The organism is Streptomyces sp. NPDC048370, assembly GCF_043200825.1.
In the GTDB taxonomy this organism is placed as follows: domain Bacteria; phylum Actinomycetota; class Actinomycetes; order Streptomycetales; family Streptomycetaceae; genus Streptomyces.
In genome coordinates, this window is sequence record NZ_JBICYI010000018.1 from 151,187 (window position 1) to 172,655 (window position 21,469).

Below are 21,469 nucleotides of genomic sequence, written 5' to 3' on the forward strand. Positions count from 1 at the left end.
TATGGTCGGGTGAATGCGGAACGACCGTATCCGGCCATCTCCCATCGCGGGTTCATCAGCAAGTAACGCCCCTCCCACTCCTCGTCCGCAGCACGTGATTACTGCTCCGTGACTGAAGGCTGAGAGGTCAGGCACATCGGCACGTTAGTGTCGGTCGAAACGCTTATTTGTGCTGCAACGTTCTGTACCGCGAGAAATGAGAACCACGCGGAAAACAGAGCTTCGATTCTCCTGTGCGGCAACCCTCGATTTTCGGCACGGAGTTGCACGTCCTGTGCGCCTCGAGGGATTCACCATGGAAGGGCATCCGAGCGCGATGACGACTGAGCAGGTTTCTGTGACGGACAGCGCGGCCCACGACGGGCACGGCGAAGCGGTGGCCGTCATCGGAATGGCGTGTCGGCTGCCTCAGGCACCGACGCCCGTGGCGTTCTGGGACCTGTTGCGCCGGGGGGCCGACGCCATCACCGACGCGCCGGAAGGCCGTTGGGAGTCGCTGGTGGACGAGGAACTCCTGCCGGGGGACGACGACGTCCCGGCCGGGGCGCGGCGGGGCGGGTTCCTTCAGGACGTCGGGGACTTCGACGCCGCCTTCTTCGGGATCTCGCCGCGCGAGGCCGTCACCATGGACCCGCAGCAGCGGATCGTGCTCGAACTGGCCTGGGCCGCCCTGGAGGACGCCGGCATCGTCCCGGCCACGCTCAAGGGGAGCAGCACCGCGGTCTTCGTGGGTTCCCTGCGCGACGACTACGCCGGTCTGGTCAACCAGCACGGCACCGCCGCCATCACCCAGCACACGATGACCGGCGTGAACCGCGGCGTCATCGCCAACCGCGTCTCGTACCACCTGGGGCTGCACGGCCCCAGCCTCACCGTGGACGCGGCCCAGTCGTCGTCGCTCGTCGCGGTCCACCTCGCGTGCAGGTCGCTGCGGACCGGCGAGTCGGGCATGGCGATCGCCGCCGGTGTGAACCTCAACATCCTGGCCGAGGCGGCCGTCACCGAGGAGCGGTTCGGCGGCCTCTCCCCCGACGGGCAGACCTACACCTTCGACGCGCGCGCCAACGGCTTCGTCCGGGGCGAGGGCGCCGGCGTCGTCGTCCTCAAGCCGCTGAGCCGGGCCCTCGCCGACGGCGACCGCGTCTACGGCGTGATCCGCGGCAGCGCCGTCAACAACGACGGTGCCACCCCCGGCCTCACCGTGCCCAGCCCGGCGGCCCAGGAGGAGGTCCTGCGCCAGGCGTACGAGCAGGCCGGCGTGGCTCCCGAGGCCGTGCAGTACGTGGAGTTGCACGGGACGGGCACCCCGGTCGGCGACCCCCTGGAAGCCGCCGCCCTCGGCGCCGCGCTCGGCCGCGGACGGGCCGCGGACGACCCGCTGCTGGTCGGCTCCGCCAAGACCAACGTCGGCCATCTGGAAGGCGCGGCGGGCATCGTCGGGCTGCTCAAGACGCTGCTGAGCCTGTGGCACCGCCAGATCCCCGCGAGCCTCAACTTCGAGACGCCCAACCCCCGCATCCCGCTGGCCGAGCTCGGCCTCGCGGTGCAGCGGGAGTTGACGCCGTGGCCGCGGCCCGACCGTCCCCTGGTGGCAGGCGTCAGCTCGTTCGGCATGGGTGGCACGAACTGCCATGTGGTGCTGGAGGAGGCTCCGGAGGGGGCTGGCTCCGGTGCTGACGGTGCTGGTGCGGGTGCCGTCGGTGCTGAGCGTGCCGGTGCCGAGAGTGCCGAGGCGGCTGCCGTGGTGCCGTGGGTTCTCGCGGGGCGCGGTACCCGTGCCCTGCGTGCGCAGGCCGATCGGCTCGCCTCGTACGCCGCCGGGCGGACCTCGCTCCGGCCCCTGGACATCGCCGGCTCGCTCGCCTCCTCCCGTACCGCCTTCGAGCACCGCGCCGTCGTCGTCGGCGCCGACCGCGACGAGCTGGTCGCCGGGCTGCGCGCGCTGGCGGACGGCGACAGCGTTCCCGGCCTCGTTGAAGGCCCGGCGCAGGGTACCGGCCGGGCGGCGGACCGCGTCGTGTTCGTCTTCCCCGGGCAGGGCTCGCAGTGGGCCGGCATGGCCGTGGAACTGTGGGACTCCTCCCCTGTGTTCGCCCGCCGGATGGACGAATGCGCCGAAGCACTCGCCGAGTTCGTCGACTGGGACCTGCGCGACGTACTGCGCCAGGCGCCGGGAGCCCCGGAGTTCGAGCGGGCGGACGTCGTCCAGCCCGCGCTGTTCGCGGTGATGGTGTCGCTGGCCGAGCTGTGGCGCTCCCACGGCGTGACCCCCATGGCTGTCATCGGCGCCTCCCAGGGCGAGATCTCCGCGGCGTGCGCCGCGGGTGCCCTGTCGCTGCGCGACGCGGCCCGGGTGGTCACGCTGCGCTCGAAGGTCGTGCTGGCCCTCGCGGGCCGCGGCGGCATGGTGTCCGTGGGCGAGCCCGCCGCGCAGGTGACGGACCGGATCGCCGCCTGGGGGGGCCGGCTCTCCGTGGCCACGGTCAACGGCCCGGCCACGGTCGTCGTGGCGGGCGAGAACGAGGCGCTGGACGAACTCCTCGCCCACTGCGCGGAGCAGCGCGTCCGCGCCCGCCGCGTCCCCGTCGACTACGCCTCGCACTCCGCGCAGGTGGAGGAGCTGGAGGCCGAACTCGCCTCCGTACTGGCCGGGATCGAGCCGCGCCACTCCGACGTGGCCGTCTACTCCACCGTGACCGCCGGGCTCCTCGACGGTACCGAGATGGGCGCCGCGTACTGGTACCGCAACCTGCGGCAGACCGTACGTTTCGAGGAGACCGTCGCCGCCGTCCTCGCGGACGGTGACGCGACGTTCATCGAGATGTCCCCCCATCCCCTCATGGGCGTGGGCATCGAGCAGACCGCCGAGGCCCGCGGCGCGGGCGAGGCCGTGTTCGTCGGCTCGCTGCGGCGCGACGAGGGCGGCCCCCGCCGGTTCCTCGCCTCGCTCGCCGAGGCGTGGGTCCAGGGCGTACCGGTCGACTGGGCCGGCCACCTCGCCGCTTCCGGAGCCGCCCGCGTCGACCTTCCCACGTACGCCTTCCAGCGGCGCCGCTTCTGGGTCGGCGAGGACGTACGCGCCACCTCGGAGACGGACACCGCCGGCGCGTCGGAGCTGCACAACCGTCTGACGGGGGTCGACGAGCAGGAGCGGCGCCGCGCCGTGGCCGCGCTCGTCCGTGAACAGGCCGCCGCCGTCCTGGAGTACGAGTCGGACGCCGTCGACGCCCGGCGCACCTTCAAGGACCTGGGCTTCGACTCGCTCACCTCCGTGGAGCTGCGCAACCGGCTCAGCAAGGTCACCGGTCTGCGGCTGCCCACCTCGCTGCTCTTCGACCACCCGACCCTGGACACCCTGGTCGACCACCTGGCGACGGCCGTCCTCGACGCTCCCGGCGCCGAGGACGGCGAGGTCGAGGGGGCGGGTGCGGCCGCCCCCTCGACCTCCACGGCCGCCTCGCCCACCGGACGCCGTCCGCGCCGGGGCAGGGCCCGCGCCGACGAGGCGATCGCCATCGTCGGCATGGCCTGCCGCTTCCCCGGTGGCGTCTCCTCGCCGCAGGAGCTGTGGCGGCTTGTCGCCGACGGCAGGGACGCCATCTCCGAGTTCCCCGTCAACCGCGGCTGGGACGAGGAGCTCTACGACCAGGATCCCGAGCGCACCGGCAAGAGCTCCGCCCGGCACGGCGGGTTCCTGCACGACGCCGGCGCCTTCGACGCGGCGTTCTTCGGCATCTCCCCGCGCGAGGCCCTCGGCATGGACCCGCAGCAGCGGCTCCTCCTCGAGACCGCCTGGGAGGCCGTGGAGCACGCGGGCCTCGACCCGCGCGGCCTCAAGGGCAGCCGCGCCGGCGTCTTCGTCGGCGGCACCGCGCTCGACTACGGACCGCGCATGGACCAGGCGCCGGAGGGCATCGAGGGCCACCTGCTGACGGGCGGTCACACCAGCATCCTGTCCGGGCGGATCGCCTACCAGCTCGGTCTCGTCGGGCCCGCCGTCACCATCGACACCGCCTGCTCGTCGTCGCTGGTCGCGATGCACATGGCGGTGCGCTCGCTGCGCGAGGGCGAGACGACCCTGGCCCTGGCGGGCGGCGCGACCGTGATGTCGGGACCCGGCATGTTCCTGGAGTTCTCGCGCCAGCGCGGCCTGTCGCCCGACGGACGCTGCAAGTCCTTCGCCGCCTCCGCCGACGGTACGGGCTGGGCCGAGGGCGTCGGCCTGCTGCTCCTCGAACGCCTCTCGGACGCCCGCAGGAACGGGCACCAGGTCCTCGCGGTCATCCGGGGCACCGCCATCAACCAGGACGGTGCCAGCAACGGCCTCACCGCCCCCAACGGCCCGTCCCAGCAGCGGGTGATCCGCGACGCCCTGGCCGACGCCCGCCTCGGCACGGCCGACGTGGACGCGGTCGAGGCGCACGGCACCGGTACCCGGCTCGGCGACCCGATCGAGGCGGAGGCTCTCCTCGCCACGTACGGCCAGGGCCGGGCGGGCGGCGCGCCGGTCCACCTGGGCTCGCTCAAGTCGAACATCGGCCACACCCAGTCCGCGGCGGGTGTCGGCGGTGTCATCAAGATGGTCGAGGCCATCCGGCACGGCGTCCTGCCCAGGACGCTCCACGTGGACGAGCCGTCCCCGCACGTCGACTGGGAGGCCGGCGCGCTGTCGCTGCTCACCGAGGAGCAGCCCTGGCCCGAGACCGGCCGGCCGCGCCGCGCCGCCGTCTCCTCCTTCGGCATCAGCGGCACCAACGCCCACGTGATCATCGAGGAGGCGACCCCGGCTCCGGTCCCGGCTCCGGACGGTGAGACTCTCACCGAGGTGGCCCCCGTCCCGTGGGTGCTGTCCGCGCGGGACGAGCCCGCGCTGCGGGCGCACGCCGGCCGGCTCCACGCCCAGCTGATCGAGGCAGGAGTGAACGCCGACGACGGCGGGATCACCGGGCAGGACGTCGGCCGTTCCCTGGCCGCACGTACGGCCTTCGAGCAGCGGGCGGCCGTCGTCGGCACGACCCGCGAGGACCTGCTCGCCGGTCTCGACGCGCTCGCACGCGGCACCGCCGCGCCGGGCACCGTGACCGCGAGCGCCACCCGCTCCGGCCTGACCGCCTTCCTGTTCACCGGGCAGGGCGCGCAGCGCGTCGGCATGGGCCGGGAGCTGTACGCCGCGCACCCCGTCTACGCGCAGGCCTTCGACGCCGTCTGCGCCGAGTTCGACCCGCACCTCGACGTCCCGCTGAAGGACGTGATCTTCGCCGACGAGGACAACCCCGACGCGGACACCCCGGACGGGCGCGATCGGGCGGCGCTGCTGCACCGCACCGCGTACACACAGCCCGCCCTGTTCGCGGTCGAAGTGGCGCTGTTCCGGCTCCTCGAACACCACGGGCTCACCCCCGACCTGCTCGCCGGGCACTCGATCGGTGAGCTGGCCGCCGCGCATGTCGCCGGTGTGCTGGGCCTACGGGACGCGGCCGCGCTCGTCGCCGCCCGGGGCCGGCTGATGCAGGCCGCGCCCGAGGGCGGGGCGATGACGGCGATCCAGGCCGACGAGGGCGAGGTCGCCGCCACCCTGCGGGCGTTCGAAGGGCAGGTCGCCGTCGCGGCCGTCAACGGTCCCGACTCCGTCGTCGTCTCCGGCGACCGGGCGGCGGTCGACGCGGTCGAGGCGCTGTGGCGCGAGCGCGGACGCAAGACGCGCGCGCTGAACGTCAGCCACGCCTTCCACTCGCCGCACATGGACGGCATCCTCGCCGAGTTCCGTGACGTGGCCTCCGCCCTGCGCTTCCACGAGCCCCGCATCCCCCTCGTGTCCACGGTGACGGGCGCGCTCGCCACCACGGCCGAGCTGACCTCTCCCGACTACTGGACGTCGCAGATCCGGGAGTCCGTACGCTTCCTGGACGCCGTGCGCACCCTCCGCGAGCGCGGCGCCACGGTCTTCGTCGAGGTCGGCCCCGACGCCGTCCTGACGGCCATGGCCGTCGAAGCGGCGCGCGCCCCGCAGGGCCACGACTCCGACCGCTCGGATTCCCACGGGTCCGACGGCTCCGGCACGCACCACCCCACCGAGGCCCAGGTCGTCGCTCCGGCCACCGCCGTCGCGCTGCTGCGCGCGGGGCGTCCCGAGGCGCAGACCCTGGCCACGGCCCTCGCCACCGCGTACGTCAACGGCGCGGCCCTCAACGCCGCGTCGTTCTTCCCCGCCGGCCGCCGGGTCGAGCTGCCGACGTACCCCTTCCAGCGCGAGCACTACTGGCTCGTGACCGAGCGGGGCACCGACGCCCGCACGCTGGGCCTCGACCCGGCCGGGCACCCGCTCCTGACGACCGCCGTGCACCTGGCCGACCGCGAGGACGTGGTCCTCACCAGCCGTCTGTCCCTCAACGGGCAGGCGTGGCTGGCGGACCACGTGGTCGGCGGCACCGTCCTCGTACCGGCCACCGCCTTCCTGGAACTGGCGGTCGCCGCCGGAGACCACACGGGTGCCGTCCACGTCGACGACCTCACCCTGGAGGCCCCGCTGGCCCTGCCGGAGCACGGCGCCGTCCGGGTCCAGGTGGCCGTCGGAGCCCCCGACGAGCGGGGCGCCCGCTCGTTCGGCATCCACGCGCGCCCCGACAGCGGCGACGCCGAGCAGCTCCCGTGGACCCGCCACGCCACGGGAACCCTCACTCCCGATCCGACCGCCCCCGAGGGGCGGGAGTCGACCGCCCCCTGGCCTCCGGCGGACGCCTCGCCGCAGCCACTGGCCGACGTCTACGCCCGGCTCGCGGAGCTCGGTTACGCCTACGGGCCGGCGTTCCAGGGCCTGACCGCCCTGTGGCGCGCGGGAGACGACCTCTACGCCGAGGTGAGCCTCGCCCCGGAGCACCACGACAGCGCCGCGCACTTCGGCCTGCACCCGGCGCTGCTCGACGCCGCGCTCCACCCCCTCGTCCTGGCCCACGCCGACGACGACCGGTCGGACAGGATCAAGCTGCCGTTCGCGTGGTCCGGGATCTCCCTCCACGCGACCGGCGCCACCGCCCTGCGCGTACGGATCTCCCCCGTGGCCGGCTCCGGCGGCGCGAGCGGCCCGGACGACACGGTCTCGCTCACCCTCGCCGACCCCACCGGCGCCCCCGTGGCGTCCGTGGAGAGCCTGACGCTGCGCCCTGTCTCCAAGGACGACGTGGCTCCCGCCGCCGGCGGAGCGGGTTCGGGCGCGCTGTTCACCGTCGAGTGGCCCGCGATCTCCACCCCGGACACGGCCGGCTCCCGCCTCGCGACACTGCCCGACGCGGCCGAAGACACTGCGGACGGCGACGACTTCGGCCTCGGCACCGTCGTCGGCGCCGACACCGTCGTCGTACGCACCGACCGCTGGACCCTCGACGCCGCCGACCCGGTGGCCGCCGCGCACGACGCCACCCGCCGCGCGCTCGGTCTCGTCCAGCGCTTCCTGTCCGACGACCGATTCCAGGACGCACGCCTCGCCTTCGTCACCCGTGGCGCGGTGGCGGCGCTCCCCGGCGACGGGATCGACGCCCTCGCCACCGCGCCCGTATGGGGTCTGGTGCGTTCGGCTCAGACCGAGCACCCCGGACGACTGCTGCTCGTCGACGTCGACGTGGAGGCGGCGAAGGGGACCCGCACCGGGGCCTCGGACGCCGACGAGGCGCTGATCACCACCGCCGTGGCCGGTGACGAGCCGCAGCTCGCCGTACGCGCCGGGCGCCTCCACGCCCCGCGCCTGGCCCGCACCACGCCTCCGCCGCGCCCTGCGGACGCCACAGGATCCACGGACGCCTCGGATCCCGCGGACTCCACGGGGACGGCACGCGCCCCGCACCTGGACCCCGACGGCACCGTCCTGATCACCGGAGGCACCGGCGGACTGGGCGGTCTCATCGCCCGCCACCTGGCCTCGCGGCACGGCGTACGGCATCTGCTGTTGCTGAGCCGTCGCGGCCCGCAGGCTCCCGGGGCGGACGAACTGCGCGCGGAACTGGCCGAGTTCGGCGCCGAGGCGCAGCTCGTCGCCTGCGACGCCGGCGACCGGGACGCCCTCGCGGCCGTCCTCGACGCCCTCCCGTCCGAGCGGCCGCTGACCGCCGTCGTGCACACCGCGGGCATCCTCGACGACGCCACCGTCGAGAACCTCACCGCGGGACAGCTGGAGTCCGTACTGCGCCCCAAGGCCGACGCCGCGTGGCACCTGGACGCACTGACACGGGAACGCGGGCTCGACCTCGACGCGTTCGTCGTCTTCTCCTCCCTGTCCGGCCTCACCGGCACGGCGGGCCAGGCCAACTACGCCGCCGCCAACGCGTTCCTCGACGCCCTGGCCTCGTACCGCCGCGCCGCCGGCCTGCACGCCACCTCCCTTGCCTGGGGGCTGTGGGACGGCACGGTCGGCATGGGCGGCACGCTCGGTGACACGGACCTGGCCCGCTGGGCCCGTATCGGTGTCGCCCCGCTCACCCCCGAGCAGGGCCTCGCCCTGTTCGACGCGGCTCTCGCCACCGAGACCCCCCTGCTGGCCCCGGCCGCCATGAACCCGGCCAAGGCCCGCACCGGTGCCGACGGCCTGGTCCCGGCCCTGCTGCGCGGCCTGGTCCGCACCCGCCCGCGCCGGGCGCAGCGGGCCGGCGGCGCCCCGGCGGGCGGCGACTGGGCACAGGGCATCGCCGCGCTGCCGGAGGACGAGCGAATCGACGCCGTACGCGAGTTCGTACGCGGCGTGGTCGCGGCGGTCCTCGGCCACTCCGCCACCGCCGCGGTCGACCCGGAACGCCCCTTCAAGGAGCTCGGCTTCGACTCCCTGGCCGGGGTGGAGCTGCGCAACCAGCTCAACACGGCCACCGGCCTCCGCCTGCCCGCGACCGCCGTCTTCGACCACCCCTCGCCGGCCGCGCTCGCGGCCCACCTGCTGAGCCGGGTGTCGGGCACGGCGGCCAAGGCGGTCGTCGGGACGAGGACGACCTCGACCGACGAGCCGATCGCCATCGTCGGCATGGCCTGCCACTACCCCGGCGGGGTCTCCTCACCCGAGGACCTGTGGCGACTCGTCGCCGGGAGCGGGGACGCGATCAGCGAGTTCCCGTCCAACCGGGGCTGGGACATCGAGACGCTGTACGACCCCGACCCGGACCGCATCGGCACCTCGTACGTCCGGCACGGCGGGTTCCTACACGAGGCGGACCGGTTCGACCCGGAGTTCTTCGGGATGTCGCCGCGCGAGGCGACCGCGACCGACCCGCAGCAGCGGCTCCTCCTGGAGACCGCGTGGGAGACCTTCGAGAGCGCCGGAATCGACCCGGCGACCGTACGCGGCACCAACACAGGCGTCTTCACCGGCGCGATGTACGACGACTACGCCTCCCGACTGCCCAGCACCCCGCCGGAGTTCGAGGGCTTCACGCTCGCGGGCAGCCTGTCCAGTGTGGTGTCGGGGCGCCTGTCCTACACGTACGGCCTCGAAGGCCCGGCCGTCACGGTCGACACGGCCTGCTCGTCGTCGCTGGTCGCCCTGCACCTCGCCGCGAACGCGCTGCGCAGCGGCGAGTGCGACCTCGCGCTCGCGGGTGGCGTCACGGTGATGTCCTCGCCGAACGTCTTCGTGGAGTTCTCGCGGCAGCGTGGTCTCGCCGCCGACGGCCGGTGCAAGTCCTTCTCGGCCGAGGCCGACGGCACCGGCTGGTCGGAGGGTGTCGGTCTGCTCCTGGTGGAGCGCCTGTCGGACGCCCGGAAGAACGGCCACAAGGTCCTCGCCGTCGTACGCGGCTCGGCAGTGAACCAGGACGGCGCCTCCAACGGCCTCACCGCACCCAACGGGCCGTCGCAAGAGCGGGTCATCCGCCAGGCCCTGGCCAACTCCGGCCTCACCACCGCCGACGTCGACGCCGTCGAAGCCCACGGCACCGGCACCCGCCTCGGCGACCCCATCGAAGCCCAGGCACTCCTGGCGACCTACGGCCAGGAGCGACCCGAGGACCGCCCGCTGTACCTGGGATCACTCAAGTCCAACATCGGCCACACCCAGGCCGCGGCGGGCGTCGGCGGCATCATCAAGATGATCAAGGCGATGCACCACGGCGTCCTGCCGAAGACCCTCCACGCCGAGGAGCCCTCACCGCACATCGACTGGTCCACCGGCGAGGTCGAACTGCTCACCGAGCCGAGGGAATGGCAGGCGCCGGACGGTCGCGTCCGACGCGCCGGCATCTCCTCCTTCGGCATCAGCGGGACGAACGCCCACGTGATCATCGAGGAGCCGGAAGTCGGTAGCGCGCCGGCGGCCGGTAGCGAGCCGACAGCCGGCCCCAGCACCGACGCCGACGCCACCGGTCTGCCCGTCCCGTGGCTGCTCTCCGCCCACGACGACACGGCGCTGCGCGCCCAGGCACGACGACTGCACGCGTACGCCACCGACAACCCGGACGCCTCCGCGGCCGACATCGGCTGGTCACTCGTCACGACGCGCGGCACCCTCGAACACCGGGCGGCCGTCCTCGGTACCGACCGCGACGCTCTCGTACGCGGCCTGGAGGCTCTGGCCGACGGCGGGTCCTCGGCGACGGCGCCGGCGACAGCGCGGGCGGCGGCGCAGGGCAACTCCGCGATCGTGCACGGGAACTCCGCTCGCCGCGGCAAGCTCGCGTTCCTGCTCACGGGGCAGGGGTCCCAGCGCCTCGGCATGGGCCGGGAGCTCTACGCCGCGTCTCCGGTCTTCGCCGCCGCCTTCGACGCGGTGTGCGCACAGCTCGACCTTGAGCTGTTCCGGTCGGTGAAGGAGGTCGTCTTCGCCCCCGAGGACAGCGCCGACTCCGCGCTGCTCGGCCAGACCGTCATGACGCAGGCCGCCCTCTTCGCGCTGGAGACCGCGCTGTTCCGGCTGTTCGAGCACCACGGGATCACCCCCGACTACCTCCTCGGCCACTCGATCGGGGAAGTCACCGCCGCCCACCTGGCCGGTGTGCTCGACCTGGCGGACGCCTGCGTCCTCGTCGCCGAGCGCGGCAGGCTGATGCAGGCCGCGCGCGAGGACGGCACCATGGCCGCCATCCAGGCCACCGAGGCGGAGGTCCGGGAGTCGCTCACCGACTTCGGCGACGCCGTCGTCGTCGCCGGGGTCAACGGCCCCCGGTCGACGGTGATATCCGGTGACGAGCTGCTGGTCAACGAGGTCGTCGCGCGGTGGCGTGAGGTCGGCGCCAAGACCAAGCTCCTGCCGGTCTCGCACGCCTTCCACTCGCCGCACATGGACGCCGTACTGGAGGAGTTCCGGTCCGTCGCGGAAGGACTGACCTTCCGCGCCCCCACGATCCCGGTGGTGTCGAACGTCACCGGCACGACGGCCACGGCCGACCAGCTCACCTCGCCCGACTACTGGGCGCGCCACATCCGCGAGGCGGTCCGCTTCGCCGACGGTGTCCGCCACCTGGAGGAGCTGGGCGTCACCGACTGGCTGGAGCTCGGCCCCGACGGCGTGCTCACCGCCCTCGTCGAGGAGTGCCTGTCGGACGACGCCGGATCGCTCGCGCCCGCCCTGCGCAGGGACCGGCCCGAGCCCGACAGCGTCGGCACGGCGCTGGGCCGCCTTGCGGTACGGGGCATCGCGCCCGACTGGACGACGGTCTTCCGGGGTGCCCGACGCGTCGACGACCTGCCCACCTACGCGTTCCAGCACGGCCGTTACTGGCTCGACGCTCCGGAAGCCGCCGCCGACGCCGCGGGTCTGGGCCTGAGCGAGGCCGGTCACGCCCTGCTCGGCGCGGCGGTCACGATCGCCGACCGTGACGAGTACGTCTTCACCGGTCGCCTCTCGCGACGCACGCACCCCTGGCTGACCGACCACTCCGTCGCGGACGTGGTGCTGGTGCCGGGAGCCGGACTGCTGGAACTCGCGCTGCACGCCGCCCGCCATGTCGGTGCGGGCGGGGTGGAGGAGTTGACGCTGGCGGCGCCGCTGGTCCTGCCGGAGCGCGGCGGGGTCCAGGTCCAGGTCGTGGTCGGCGACGCCGACGAGTCCGGCCGCCGGACGCTCCAGGTCCACTCACGCCCCGACGCGGACGGCGACGACAGCCGCCCCTGGACGACGCACGCCACCGGCACGCTCACCGCCGACAGCCCGTCCACGGACGGGGCGGCGAACCTGACGGCGTGGCCGCCCGCCGGTGCGAGCGAGGTGGAACTGGCCGGCGTGTACGAGCGCCTGGCCGAGCAGGAGTACGCGTACGGCCCCGCGTTCCAGGGCCTGCGCCGTGTGTGGAAGGGCGCGGACGAAGGCGAACTCTTCGCCGAGGTCGCCCTCGCCGACGAACAGCGCACCGACGCCGAGCGCTTCCAACTGCACCCTGCTCTCCTCGACTCCGCCCTGCATCTGCTCCTGCCCGGTGTCGTGGACGAGGACCGCGTCGCGGTGCTGCCGTTCACGTGGGCCGGGGTGAGCGTCCACGCCGTGGGCGCGTCGATGGTGCGCGTACGGCTGACGCGGACGGGCCCGGAGTCGGTGGCCCTTGACCTGGCCGACGCCACCGGCGCACCGGTCGCCACCGTCGAGTCCATGGCGTACAGGCCGCTCTCGAAGGACGCCCTCCGCACGGCCGGATCGGGCACGCGCGACGGCCTGTACCGGGTGGAGTGGAAGCCGCTCGCGGCCCCGGCCGCCTCGTCCGGCGCCTCCGGGCAGCCGTACACGGATCTCCGTACGGTGGTTGGCGCGGCCGACAGGGATGCCGACGTACCACAGGTGCTGCTGCTTCCGCTGCTCCCCGAAGCCCGTGACGATGTGGCGGGCGCGGTGCATGAAGTGACCGCCGAGGTACTGGGCCTGGTGCAGGGCTGGCTGTCGGAGGAACGGTTCGCCGACTCCCGACTGGTCGTCGTGACGTCGGGTGCAGTTGCCGCCGGTGCTGACGAGGACGTACCGGACCTGGCCCACGCGGGCGTATGGGGTCTGCTGCGCGCCACGCAGACGGAACACCCGGACCGCATCGTGCTGTTGGACATCGACGACACGGAGCGGCTGTCCGAGTCGGTCGCAGCCGCGGTGGCTTCCGGTGAGACACAGATCGCGGTACGAGCAGGGGAACTGCGCGTACCCCGCCTCACACGGGCCGGCCACGTGACGGACCCGGCCCCGGCCTCGCAGGCTCCGGACTGGAGCACGGGCACCGTCCTGGTGACGGGCGCGACCGGCGCGCTCGGCGGCGTACTCGCACGCCACCTGGTCACCGAACACGGCGCACGCCACCTCCTCCTCCTCAGCCGACGCGGACAGGACGCCCCCGGCGCGACCGAACTCCGCGACGAGCTCACGGCACTGGGAGCCGTCGACGTGGACCTCGTCGCATGCGACGCGGCAGACCGCGACGCACTCGGTCGGACCGTGCGGGAGATACCCGCGGATCGGCCACTGACCGCGGTCGTCCACACGGCGGGGGTCCTGGACGACGGGCTGGTCGGGTCGCTGACAGCGGAGAGGTTGGCCGCCGTGATGCGCCCCAAGGTGGACGCGGCGTGGAACCTGCACGAGCTCACCCGCGAGCAGAACCTCACCGCCTTCGTCCTCTACTCCTCCCTCGCCGGCCTGATCGGCACGGCTGGCCAGGCCAACTACGCGGCGGGCAACACCTTCCTCGACGCCCTCGCCCAGCGCCGCCACGCCCAAGGCCTCCCGGCCACATCACTGGCGTGGGGCCTGTGGGAGCAGACGAGCGACATCACCGACGGACTCGCCGACGTCGACCGGAAGCGGCTCGCCCGTACCGGCCTGCGTGCCCTGGCTACGAAGGAGGCCATGGCCCTCTTCGACGCGGCGCATGTCACGGGCGAAGCGGTGCTCGCCGCGACCGGCATCGACACCGCCGCCCTGCGGGCGCGCGGCGACGAGGCACTGCCCATGCTGCGCGGCCTCGTCCCCACAGCACCCCGCCGCGCCGGAACCGCTGCGGCCGCCGCTGCGGGCGGCGGCTCGTCGCTCGCGGACCGGCTGGCAGGACTGTCCGTAACCGAGCGGGAGAAGGCACTGGTCGACCTGGTCCGGACGCACGTGGCATCGGTACTCGGCCACAGCGACCACACCGCCATCGACCCCGACCGGGCATTCCAGGAACTCGGCTTCGACTCCCTCACCGCCGTCGAACTCCGCAACCAGCTCAACACAGCCACCGGCCTCCGCCTGCCCACGACCCTCATCTTCGACCACCCGAACCTCGCTGTTCTCGCCACGTATCTGGGGGAGCAACTCGGAACGGACGACGCGCCGTCGGCCGGGCCCGTCCTGGCGGAGCTGGCCAAGCTCAAGTCGGTGATCAAGGCCCTGGCGGCGGACGAGAGCGCGCACGGACAGGTCACGGCCCGGCTGAGGGAACTCCTGGACATCGCCGACGAGGCGGCGGGCAAGCCGTCCGACGACGGCTCGGAACAGGATCTCGACGCGGCCAGCGACGAGGAACTCTTCGCGCTGCTCGACGACCTCGAGTAGGCGTGCCCTGGAGCCCGCGACGGGCCGTCGGGTCGTCTCCACACACATTCATGACAAGTCACCACGTCAACACAGCGGGGAGCTGAGAGCATCATGGCGGGCGAGGAACAACTCCGCGACTACCTCAAGCGGGCGATCGCGGATGCCCGTGACGCACGCAAGCGGCTGCGTGAGGTCGAGGACAAGCAGCAGGAGCCGATCGCGATCGTCGCGATGGCCTGCCGCTACCCCGGAGGCGTGTCCTCTCCGGAGGAGCTGTGGCAGCTGGTGACGGACGGCGTGGACGCGGTGTCGGAGTTCCCCGACAACCGCGGCTGGGACATCGAGAAGCTGTACGACCCCGATCCTGAGACGGCCGGCACGTCGTACGCCCGCGAGGGCGGCTTCCTCCACGAGGCCGACCGGTTCGACCCCGAGCTCTTCGGGATGTCGCCGCGCGAGGCCCTCGCCGTCGACCCGCAGCAGCGTCTCCTCCTGGAGACCGCGTGGGAGACCTTCGAGCGGGCCGGCATCGACCCCGGCTCCCTCAAGGGCAGCCGTACGGGTGTGTTCACGGGCGTCATGTACAACGACTACGGCTCCCGCCCGAACCTCCCGGCCGACGGCAACGAGGGCTATCTGTTCAGCGGCAGCGCGGGCAGCATCGCGTCCGGCCGCCTCTCCTACACGTACGGGCTCGAAGGCCCGGCCGTCACCGTCGACACGGCCTGCTCGTCCTCCCTCGTGGCCCTCCACCTCGCCGCCGGGGCGCTGCGCCGCGGCGAGTGCGACCTTGCGCTCGCGGGCGGCGCGACCGTGATGTCGACGCCCGTCGCCTTCATCGAGTTCTCCCGGCTGCGCGGCCTCGCCGCCGACGGGCGCTGCAAGTCCTTCTCGGCCGACGCCGACGGCACCGGCTGGGCCGAGGGTGTGGGCCTGCTGCTGGTCGAGCGGCTCTCGGACGCTCGGAAGAACGGGCACAAGGTGCTGGCGGTGATCCGTGGTTCGGCGGTGAACCAGGACGGCGCGTCGAACGGCCTGACCGCCCCGAACGGCCCCTCGCAGGAGCGCGTCATCCGCCAGGCCCTCAGCAGTGCGGGCCTGACCGCTGCCGAGGTCGACGCGGTGGAGGCCCACGGCACCGGTACGGCTCTGGGCGACCCGATCGAGGCGCAGGCGCTGCTGGCGACGTACGGCCAGGAGCGGCCGGAGGACCGCCCGCTCTACCTGGGCTCGCTGAAGTCCAACATCGGCCACGCGCAGGCGGCGGCCGGTGTCGGCGGTGTGATCAAGATGGTGCAGGCGATGCGGCACGGCGTGCTGCCGAAGACCCTGTACGCCGACGAGCCGACACCGCACGTGGAGTGGCAGTCGGGCGCCGTCGAGCTCCTCCAGGAGCACCTGCCGTGGCCGGAGACCGGCGAGCCCCGCCGGGCCGGTGTGTCGTCGTTCGGCTTCGGCGGGACGAACGCCCACGTGATCATCGAAGCACCGACCGAGGTCTCCGAGGAGGCCGTTGCCCCGACCGCTGAGCCGGTGGTTCCGGTACCGGTGGTGCCGTGGGTGCTGTCGGGCAAGACCCCGGCAGCCCTGGAGGCGCAGGCGGGCCGACTGCTGGCGTACGCGGAGACCACGACGGCCTCCGAGCCGGTGGACGTGGCCTGGACCCTGGCCACGGGCAGGGCTGCGTTGGACCACCGCGCGGTCGTCACCGGCCGCGATCGCGACCAGCTGCTGACCGGCCTGCGCGCACTGGCCAACGGCCAGACCGGGCCTGGCGTGGCCCGCGGCACGCGGACGGGCGGAAAGACCGCCTTCGTCTTCACGGGCCAAGGCGCACAGCGCATCAACATGGGCCTCGAACTCTACGAGGCCTTCCCGGCCTATGCGGCAGTGTTCGACGAGGTGACAGCCGCTCTCGACGCCCACCTGGACCGGCCGCTGCGCGAGGTCATCGCCTCGGGCGCGGGCCTGGACGACACGGGCTGGACGCAGCCGGCGCTCTTCGCCACCGAGGTCGCCCTCTACCGACTCGTTTCGTCTTGGGGCATCACCGCAGACCTGGTCGCCGGGCACTCCATCGGCGAACTCACCGCCGCCCACATCGCCGGCATCCTCAACCTCGACGACGCAGCGAAGCTCGTGACGGCCCGAGCCCGCCTCATGCAGGCTCTGCCTACAGGCGGAGCCATGGCGGCCATCCAGGCAACCGAAGACGAGATCACGCCCCTGCTGAGCGACCGGGTAGCGATCGCCGCCATCAACAGCCCCACATCCCTGGTGATTTCAGGCGACGAAGACGCCGTCCAGGACATCGCGGCGGCGATGGAGGAACAGGGCAGGAAGACTAAGCGGCTCACCGTCTCCCACGCCTTCCACTCCCCTCACATCGACCCGATGCTCGACGAGTTCCACACGATCGCCGCCCAACTGACGTACCAGGCACCCACCATCCCGGTCGTGTCCACGCTCACCGGCCAGCAGGCCACAGGCGACGACCTGCGCACCGCCCAGTACTGGACCGACCAGGTACGAGGAGCAGTCCGGTTCGCCGACGCCACCACCACACTCAGCAACCTCGGCGCCACCACCATCGTCGAAGCAGGACCCGACGGAGTCCTCTCCGCCATGGTCCAAAACACCACCGAGAACGTCACCACCATCCCCCTCCTCCGCCGCGACCGCCCGGAAGCGGACACACTCGTCGCCGCACTCGCCCAGATCCACACCCACACCACCACCCCCGTGGACTGGCAGAACTACCTGACCGGATCCGGCGCCAAGCACGCGGACGTACCCACCTACGCCTTCCAGCACCAGCGGTTCTGGCTCGAAACGGTCCACACCACAGCGGACGCGGCCGGCCTCGGTCTCACCGACACCGGCCACCCGCTCCTGGGCGCGGCCATGGCGATCGCCGACCGCGACGAAACCCTCTTCACGAGCCGCCTCTCCCTCCACACTCACCCCTGGCTCACCGACCACGCCGTCCTGGGCCATGTGCTGTTCCCGGGTACGGGCTTCGTCGAACTGGCCGCACGTGCAGGTCAGGAGCTCGGCGTCGGCCAGGTCGAGGACCTGACCCTGGCCGCTCCTCTGGTCCTTCCCGAGCAGGGCGGCGTCCAGCTCCAGGTCCGCGTCGGCGCCCCCGACGGGGCCGGGCGCCACACGATCGACATCCACTCGCGCCCCGACAACGACAGCGACACCTCCTGGACCCTCCACGCATCCGGCTTCCTCACCGCTCTCGACGAGTCCGCAGCGGTCTCCACCGACCTGGTGACATGGCCGCCCGCCGGTGCGAGCGAGGTGGAACTGGCCGGCGTGTACGAGCGCCTGGCCGAGCAGGAGTACGGCTACGGCCCCGCGTTCCAGGGCCTCCGCCGCGTGTGGAAGGGCGCGAACGAAGGCGAGTTCTTCGCCGAGGTCGCTCTCGGGGACGAGTTGCGGGCGGAGTCGGCCGACTTCACCCTTCACCCCGCCCTCCTCGACGCCTCGCTGCACGCCCTCCTGCCCGGGGTGGCCGACCCGGCGGGCCAGGCCGGATTCCCGTTCGTCTGGTCAGGCGTGAACGTGTACGCCGTGGGCGCGTCGATGGTGCGCGTACGCCTCACGCAGACGGGCCTGGAGTCGGTGGCCCTTGACCTGGCCGACGGCACGGGTGCCCCGGTCGCGCGCGTCGACGCGCTGGCACTGCGGCCGCTGTCGAAGGACGCCCTCCGCACGGCCGGATCGGCCACGCGCGACGGCCTGTACCGGGTGGAGTGGAAGCCGCTGGCGGCCCCGGCCGCCTCGTCCGGTACCTCCGGGCAGTCGTACGGAGAGTCGTACGCGGATCTCCGTACGGTGGTTGGCGCGGCCGACAGGGATGCCGACGTACCGCAGGTGCTGCTGCTTCCGCTGCTCCCCGAAGCCCGTGACGATGTGGCGGGCGCGGTGCATGAAGTGACCGCCGAGGTACTGGGCCTGGTGCAGGGCTGGCTGTCGGAGGAACGGTTCGCCGACTCCCGACTGGTCGTCGTGACGTCGGGCGCCGTTGCCGCCGGTGCCGACGAAGACGTACCGGACCTCGCCCACGCCGGCGTATGGGGTCTGCTGCGCGCCACCCAGACGGAACACCCCGACCGCATCGCACTGTTGGACATCGACGACGCCGACGACGCGGAGTTGCTGCCGCGCTGGATCGCGGCCGCCCTCGCGTCCGGCGAACCCCAGCTGGCGGTACGAGCAGGGGAACTGCGCGTACCCCGCCTCGCCCGACCGGTTCAGAGCACCGATCCGGTGAGTGAGCCGCCGCGCTGGGCCGAGGGAACGGTCCTGGTGACCGGCGCGACGGGCGCACTCGGAGGCGTACTGGCACGCCACCTCGTGGCTGAGCACGGCGCGCGCCACCTCCTCCTCCTCAGCCGACGCGGTCAGGACGCCCCCGGCGCGACCGAACTCCGCGACGAACTCACCACCCTGGGCGCCGCCGACGTCGACATCGTCGCCTGCGACGCGGCAGACCGCGACGCACTCGCGGCCGTCCTCAGCACCATTCCGAGCGACCGTCCCCTGACGGCCGTAGTCCACACCGCAGGCGTGCTGGACGACGGGCTGGTCGGGTCGCTGACAGCGGAGCGACTGGCCGCCGTCATGCGCCCCAAGGTCGATGCTGCGTGGAACCTGCACGACCTCACCCGCGAGGAGAACCTCACCGCCTTCGTCCTCTACTCCTCCCTCGCCGGCCTCGTCGGCACAGCAGGGCAGGCCAACTACGCGGCGGGCAACACCTTCCTCGACGCCCTCGCCCAGCACCGCCACGCCCAAGGCCTCCCCGCGACATCCCTGGCATGGGGCCTGTGGGAGCAGACCAGCGACATCACCGACGGACTCGCCGACGTCGACCTCAAGCGCATGGCACGCGCAGGCATACGCCCGCTCACCTCCACCCACGCCATGGAGCTCTTCGACGCCGCACACACCACAGGCGACGCGGTGCTCGCGGCGACCGGCATCGACACCGCCGCCCTGCGGGCGCGCGGCGACGAGGCACTGCCGATGCTGCGCGGCCTCGTCCCCGCGGCACCCCGCCGCGCCGGAACCGCTGTCGCTGCGACGGCAGGGTCCGGTTCGGCGCTGGCGGGGTTGTCCGCGTCGGAGCGGGAGAAGGTCCTCGTCGACCTGGTGCGGACGCACGTGGCATCGGTCCTCGGCCACGCCGATCACACGGCCATCGACGCCGACCGCGCGTTCCAGGAACTCGGCTTCGACTCCCTCACCGCCGTCGAACTCCGCAACCAGCTCAACACAGCCACCGGCCTCCGCCTGCCCACCACCCTCATCTTCGACTACCCCACACCCGGCGCACTCGCCGCCCACCTCACGCAGGAACTCTCCGGCACGGCGGCGGCCAAGGCGGTCGTCGGGACGAGGACGACCTCGACCGACGAGCCGATCGCCATCGTCGGCATGGCCTGCCACTACCCCGGCGGGGTCTCCTCACCCGAGGACCTGTGGCGACTCGTCGCCGAAGGCACGGACGCCATCACCGAGTTCCCCTCCAACCGCGGCTGGGACATCGAGAAGCTGTACGACGCCGACCCGGACAACACCGGTACGACATACGTCCGGCACGGCGGGTTCCTGCACGAGGCGGACCAGTTCGACCCGGAGTTCTTCGGGATGTCACCGCGCGAAGCGACCGCCACCGACCCGCAGCAACGACTGCTCCTCGAGACCGCGTGGGAGACCTTCGAAAGCGCCGGAATCGACCCGGCGACCGTACGCGGCACCAACACCGGCGTCTTCACCGGAGCGATGTACGACGACTACGCCTCCCGACTGAGCACCACTCCTGAGGAGTACGAGGGCTTCCTCATGACGGGGAACCTCTCCAGCGTGATCTCGGGCCGCCTGTCCTACACCTTCGGACTCGAAGGCCCGGCCGTCACGGTCGACACGGCCTGCTCGTCGTCGCTGGTCGCCCTGCACTGGGCGGCGAACGCGCTGCGCAGCGGTGAATGCGACCTCGCGCTCGCCGGCGGTGTGGCCGTCATGTCCACCCCCACCGCTTTCGTGGAGTTCTCGCGGCAGCGTGGTCTCGCCGCCGACGGCCGGTGCAAGCCGTTCGCCGCCGGCGCCGACGGCACCGGCTGGTCGGAGGGTGTCGGCCTGCTCCTGGTGGAGCGCCTGTCGGACGCCCGGAAGAACGGCCACAAGGTCCTCGCCGTCGTCCGCGGCTCCGCCATCAACCAGGACGGCGCCTCCAACGGCCTGACCGCACCCAACGGCCCCTCCCAGGAACGGGTCATCCGCCAGGCCCTCGCCAATTCCGGCCTCACCACCGCCGACGTCGACGCCGTCGAAGCCCACGGCACCGGCACCCGCCTCGGCGACCCCATCGAGGCGCAGGCACTGCTGGCAACGTACGGTCAGGAGCGGCCCGAGGGTCGGCCGCTGTGGCTCGGCTCGCTGAAGTCCAACATCGGCCACGCGCAGGCGGCGGCCGGTGTCGGCGGCATCATCAAGATGGTCCAGGCGATGCGGCACGGCGTGCTGCCGAAGACCCTGCACGTGGATGCGCCGACGGACCACGTCGACTGGTCCGCGGGTGAGGTCGAACTGCTCGCCGAGCCTCGCGAGTGGGAGGCAGCCGACGGCCGCGTCCGACGCGCGGGCATCTCCTCCTTCGGCATCAGCGGGACGAACGCCCACGTGATCATCGAGGAACCGGAGGAGATCGCCGAGGAGGTCACGAGTACGGCTCCGACTGCGCCGCCGGTGGTGGTCCCGTGGGTGCTGTCGGCCAAGACGCCGGCCGCCCTGGAGGCGCAGGCCGACCAGCTCCTCGCCTACGCCGAGTCGGCCAACTCCGAGCCGGTGGACGTGGCCTGGACCCTGGCCACGGGCAGGGCTGCGTTGGACCACCGCGCCGTCATCACCGGCCGCGACCGCGAGCAGCTTCTGACCGGCCTGCGCGCGCTGGCCAACGGCCAGACCGGGCCTGGTGTGGTTCGCGGCACGCGGACGGGC

At 72.9% G+C, this 21,469-nt stretch carries 2 protein-coding genes; both read left to right on the top strand.

The genetic code is table 11. From position 1 onward, the window contains the following. Positions 1-316 precede the first annotated feature (316 nt). Complete coding sequence (locus ACGFYP_RS30615) at positions 317-14,476, top strand: type I polyketide synthase (RefSeq protein ID WP_393500422.1); 14,160 nt, start codon at positions 317-319, stop codon at positions 14,474-14,476. A 90-nt stretch (positions 14,477-14,566) separates the two neighbouring features. Further along, the coding region (locus ACGFYP_RS30620; protein WP_393500431.1) for an SDR family NAD(P)-dependent oxidoreductase at positions 14,567-21,469 on the top strand (6,903 nt) is incomplete at its 3' end.

What these genes read in the sequence shown, in the direction of transcription:
- ACGFYP_RS30615 (WP_393500422.1), top strand. Translation starts at nt 317, where the DNA reads ATGACGACTGAGCAGGTTTCTGTGACGGACAGCGCGGCCCACGACGGG.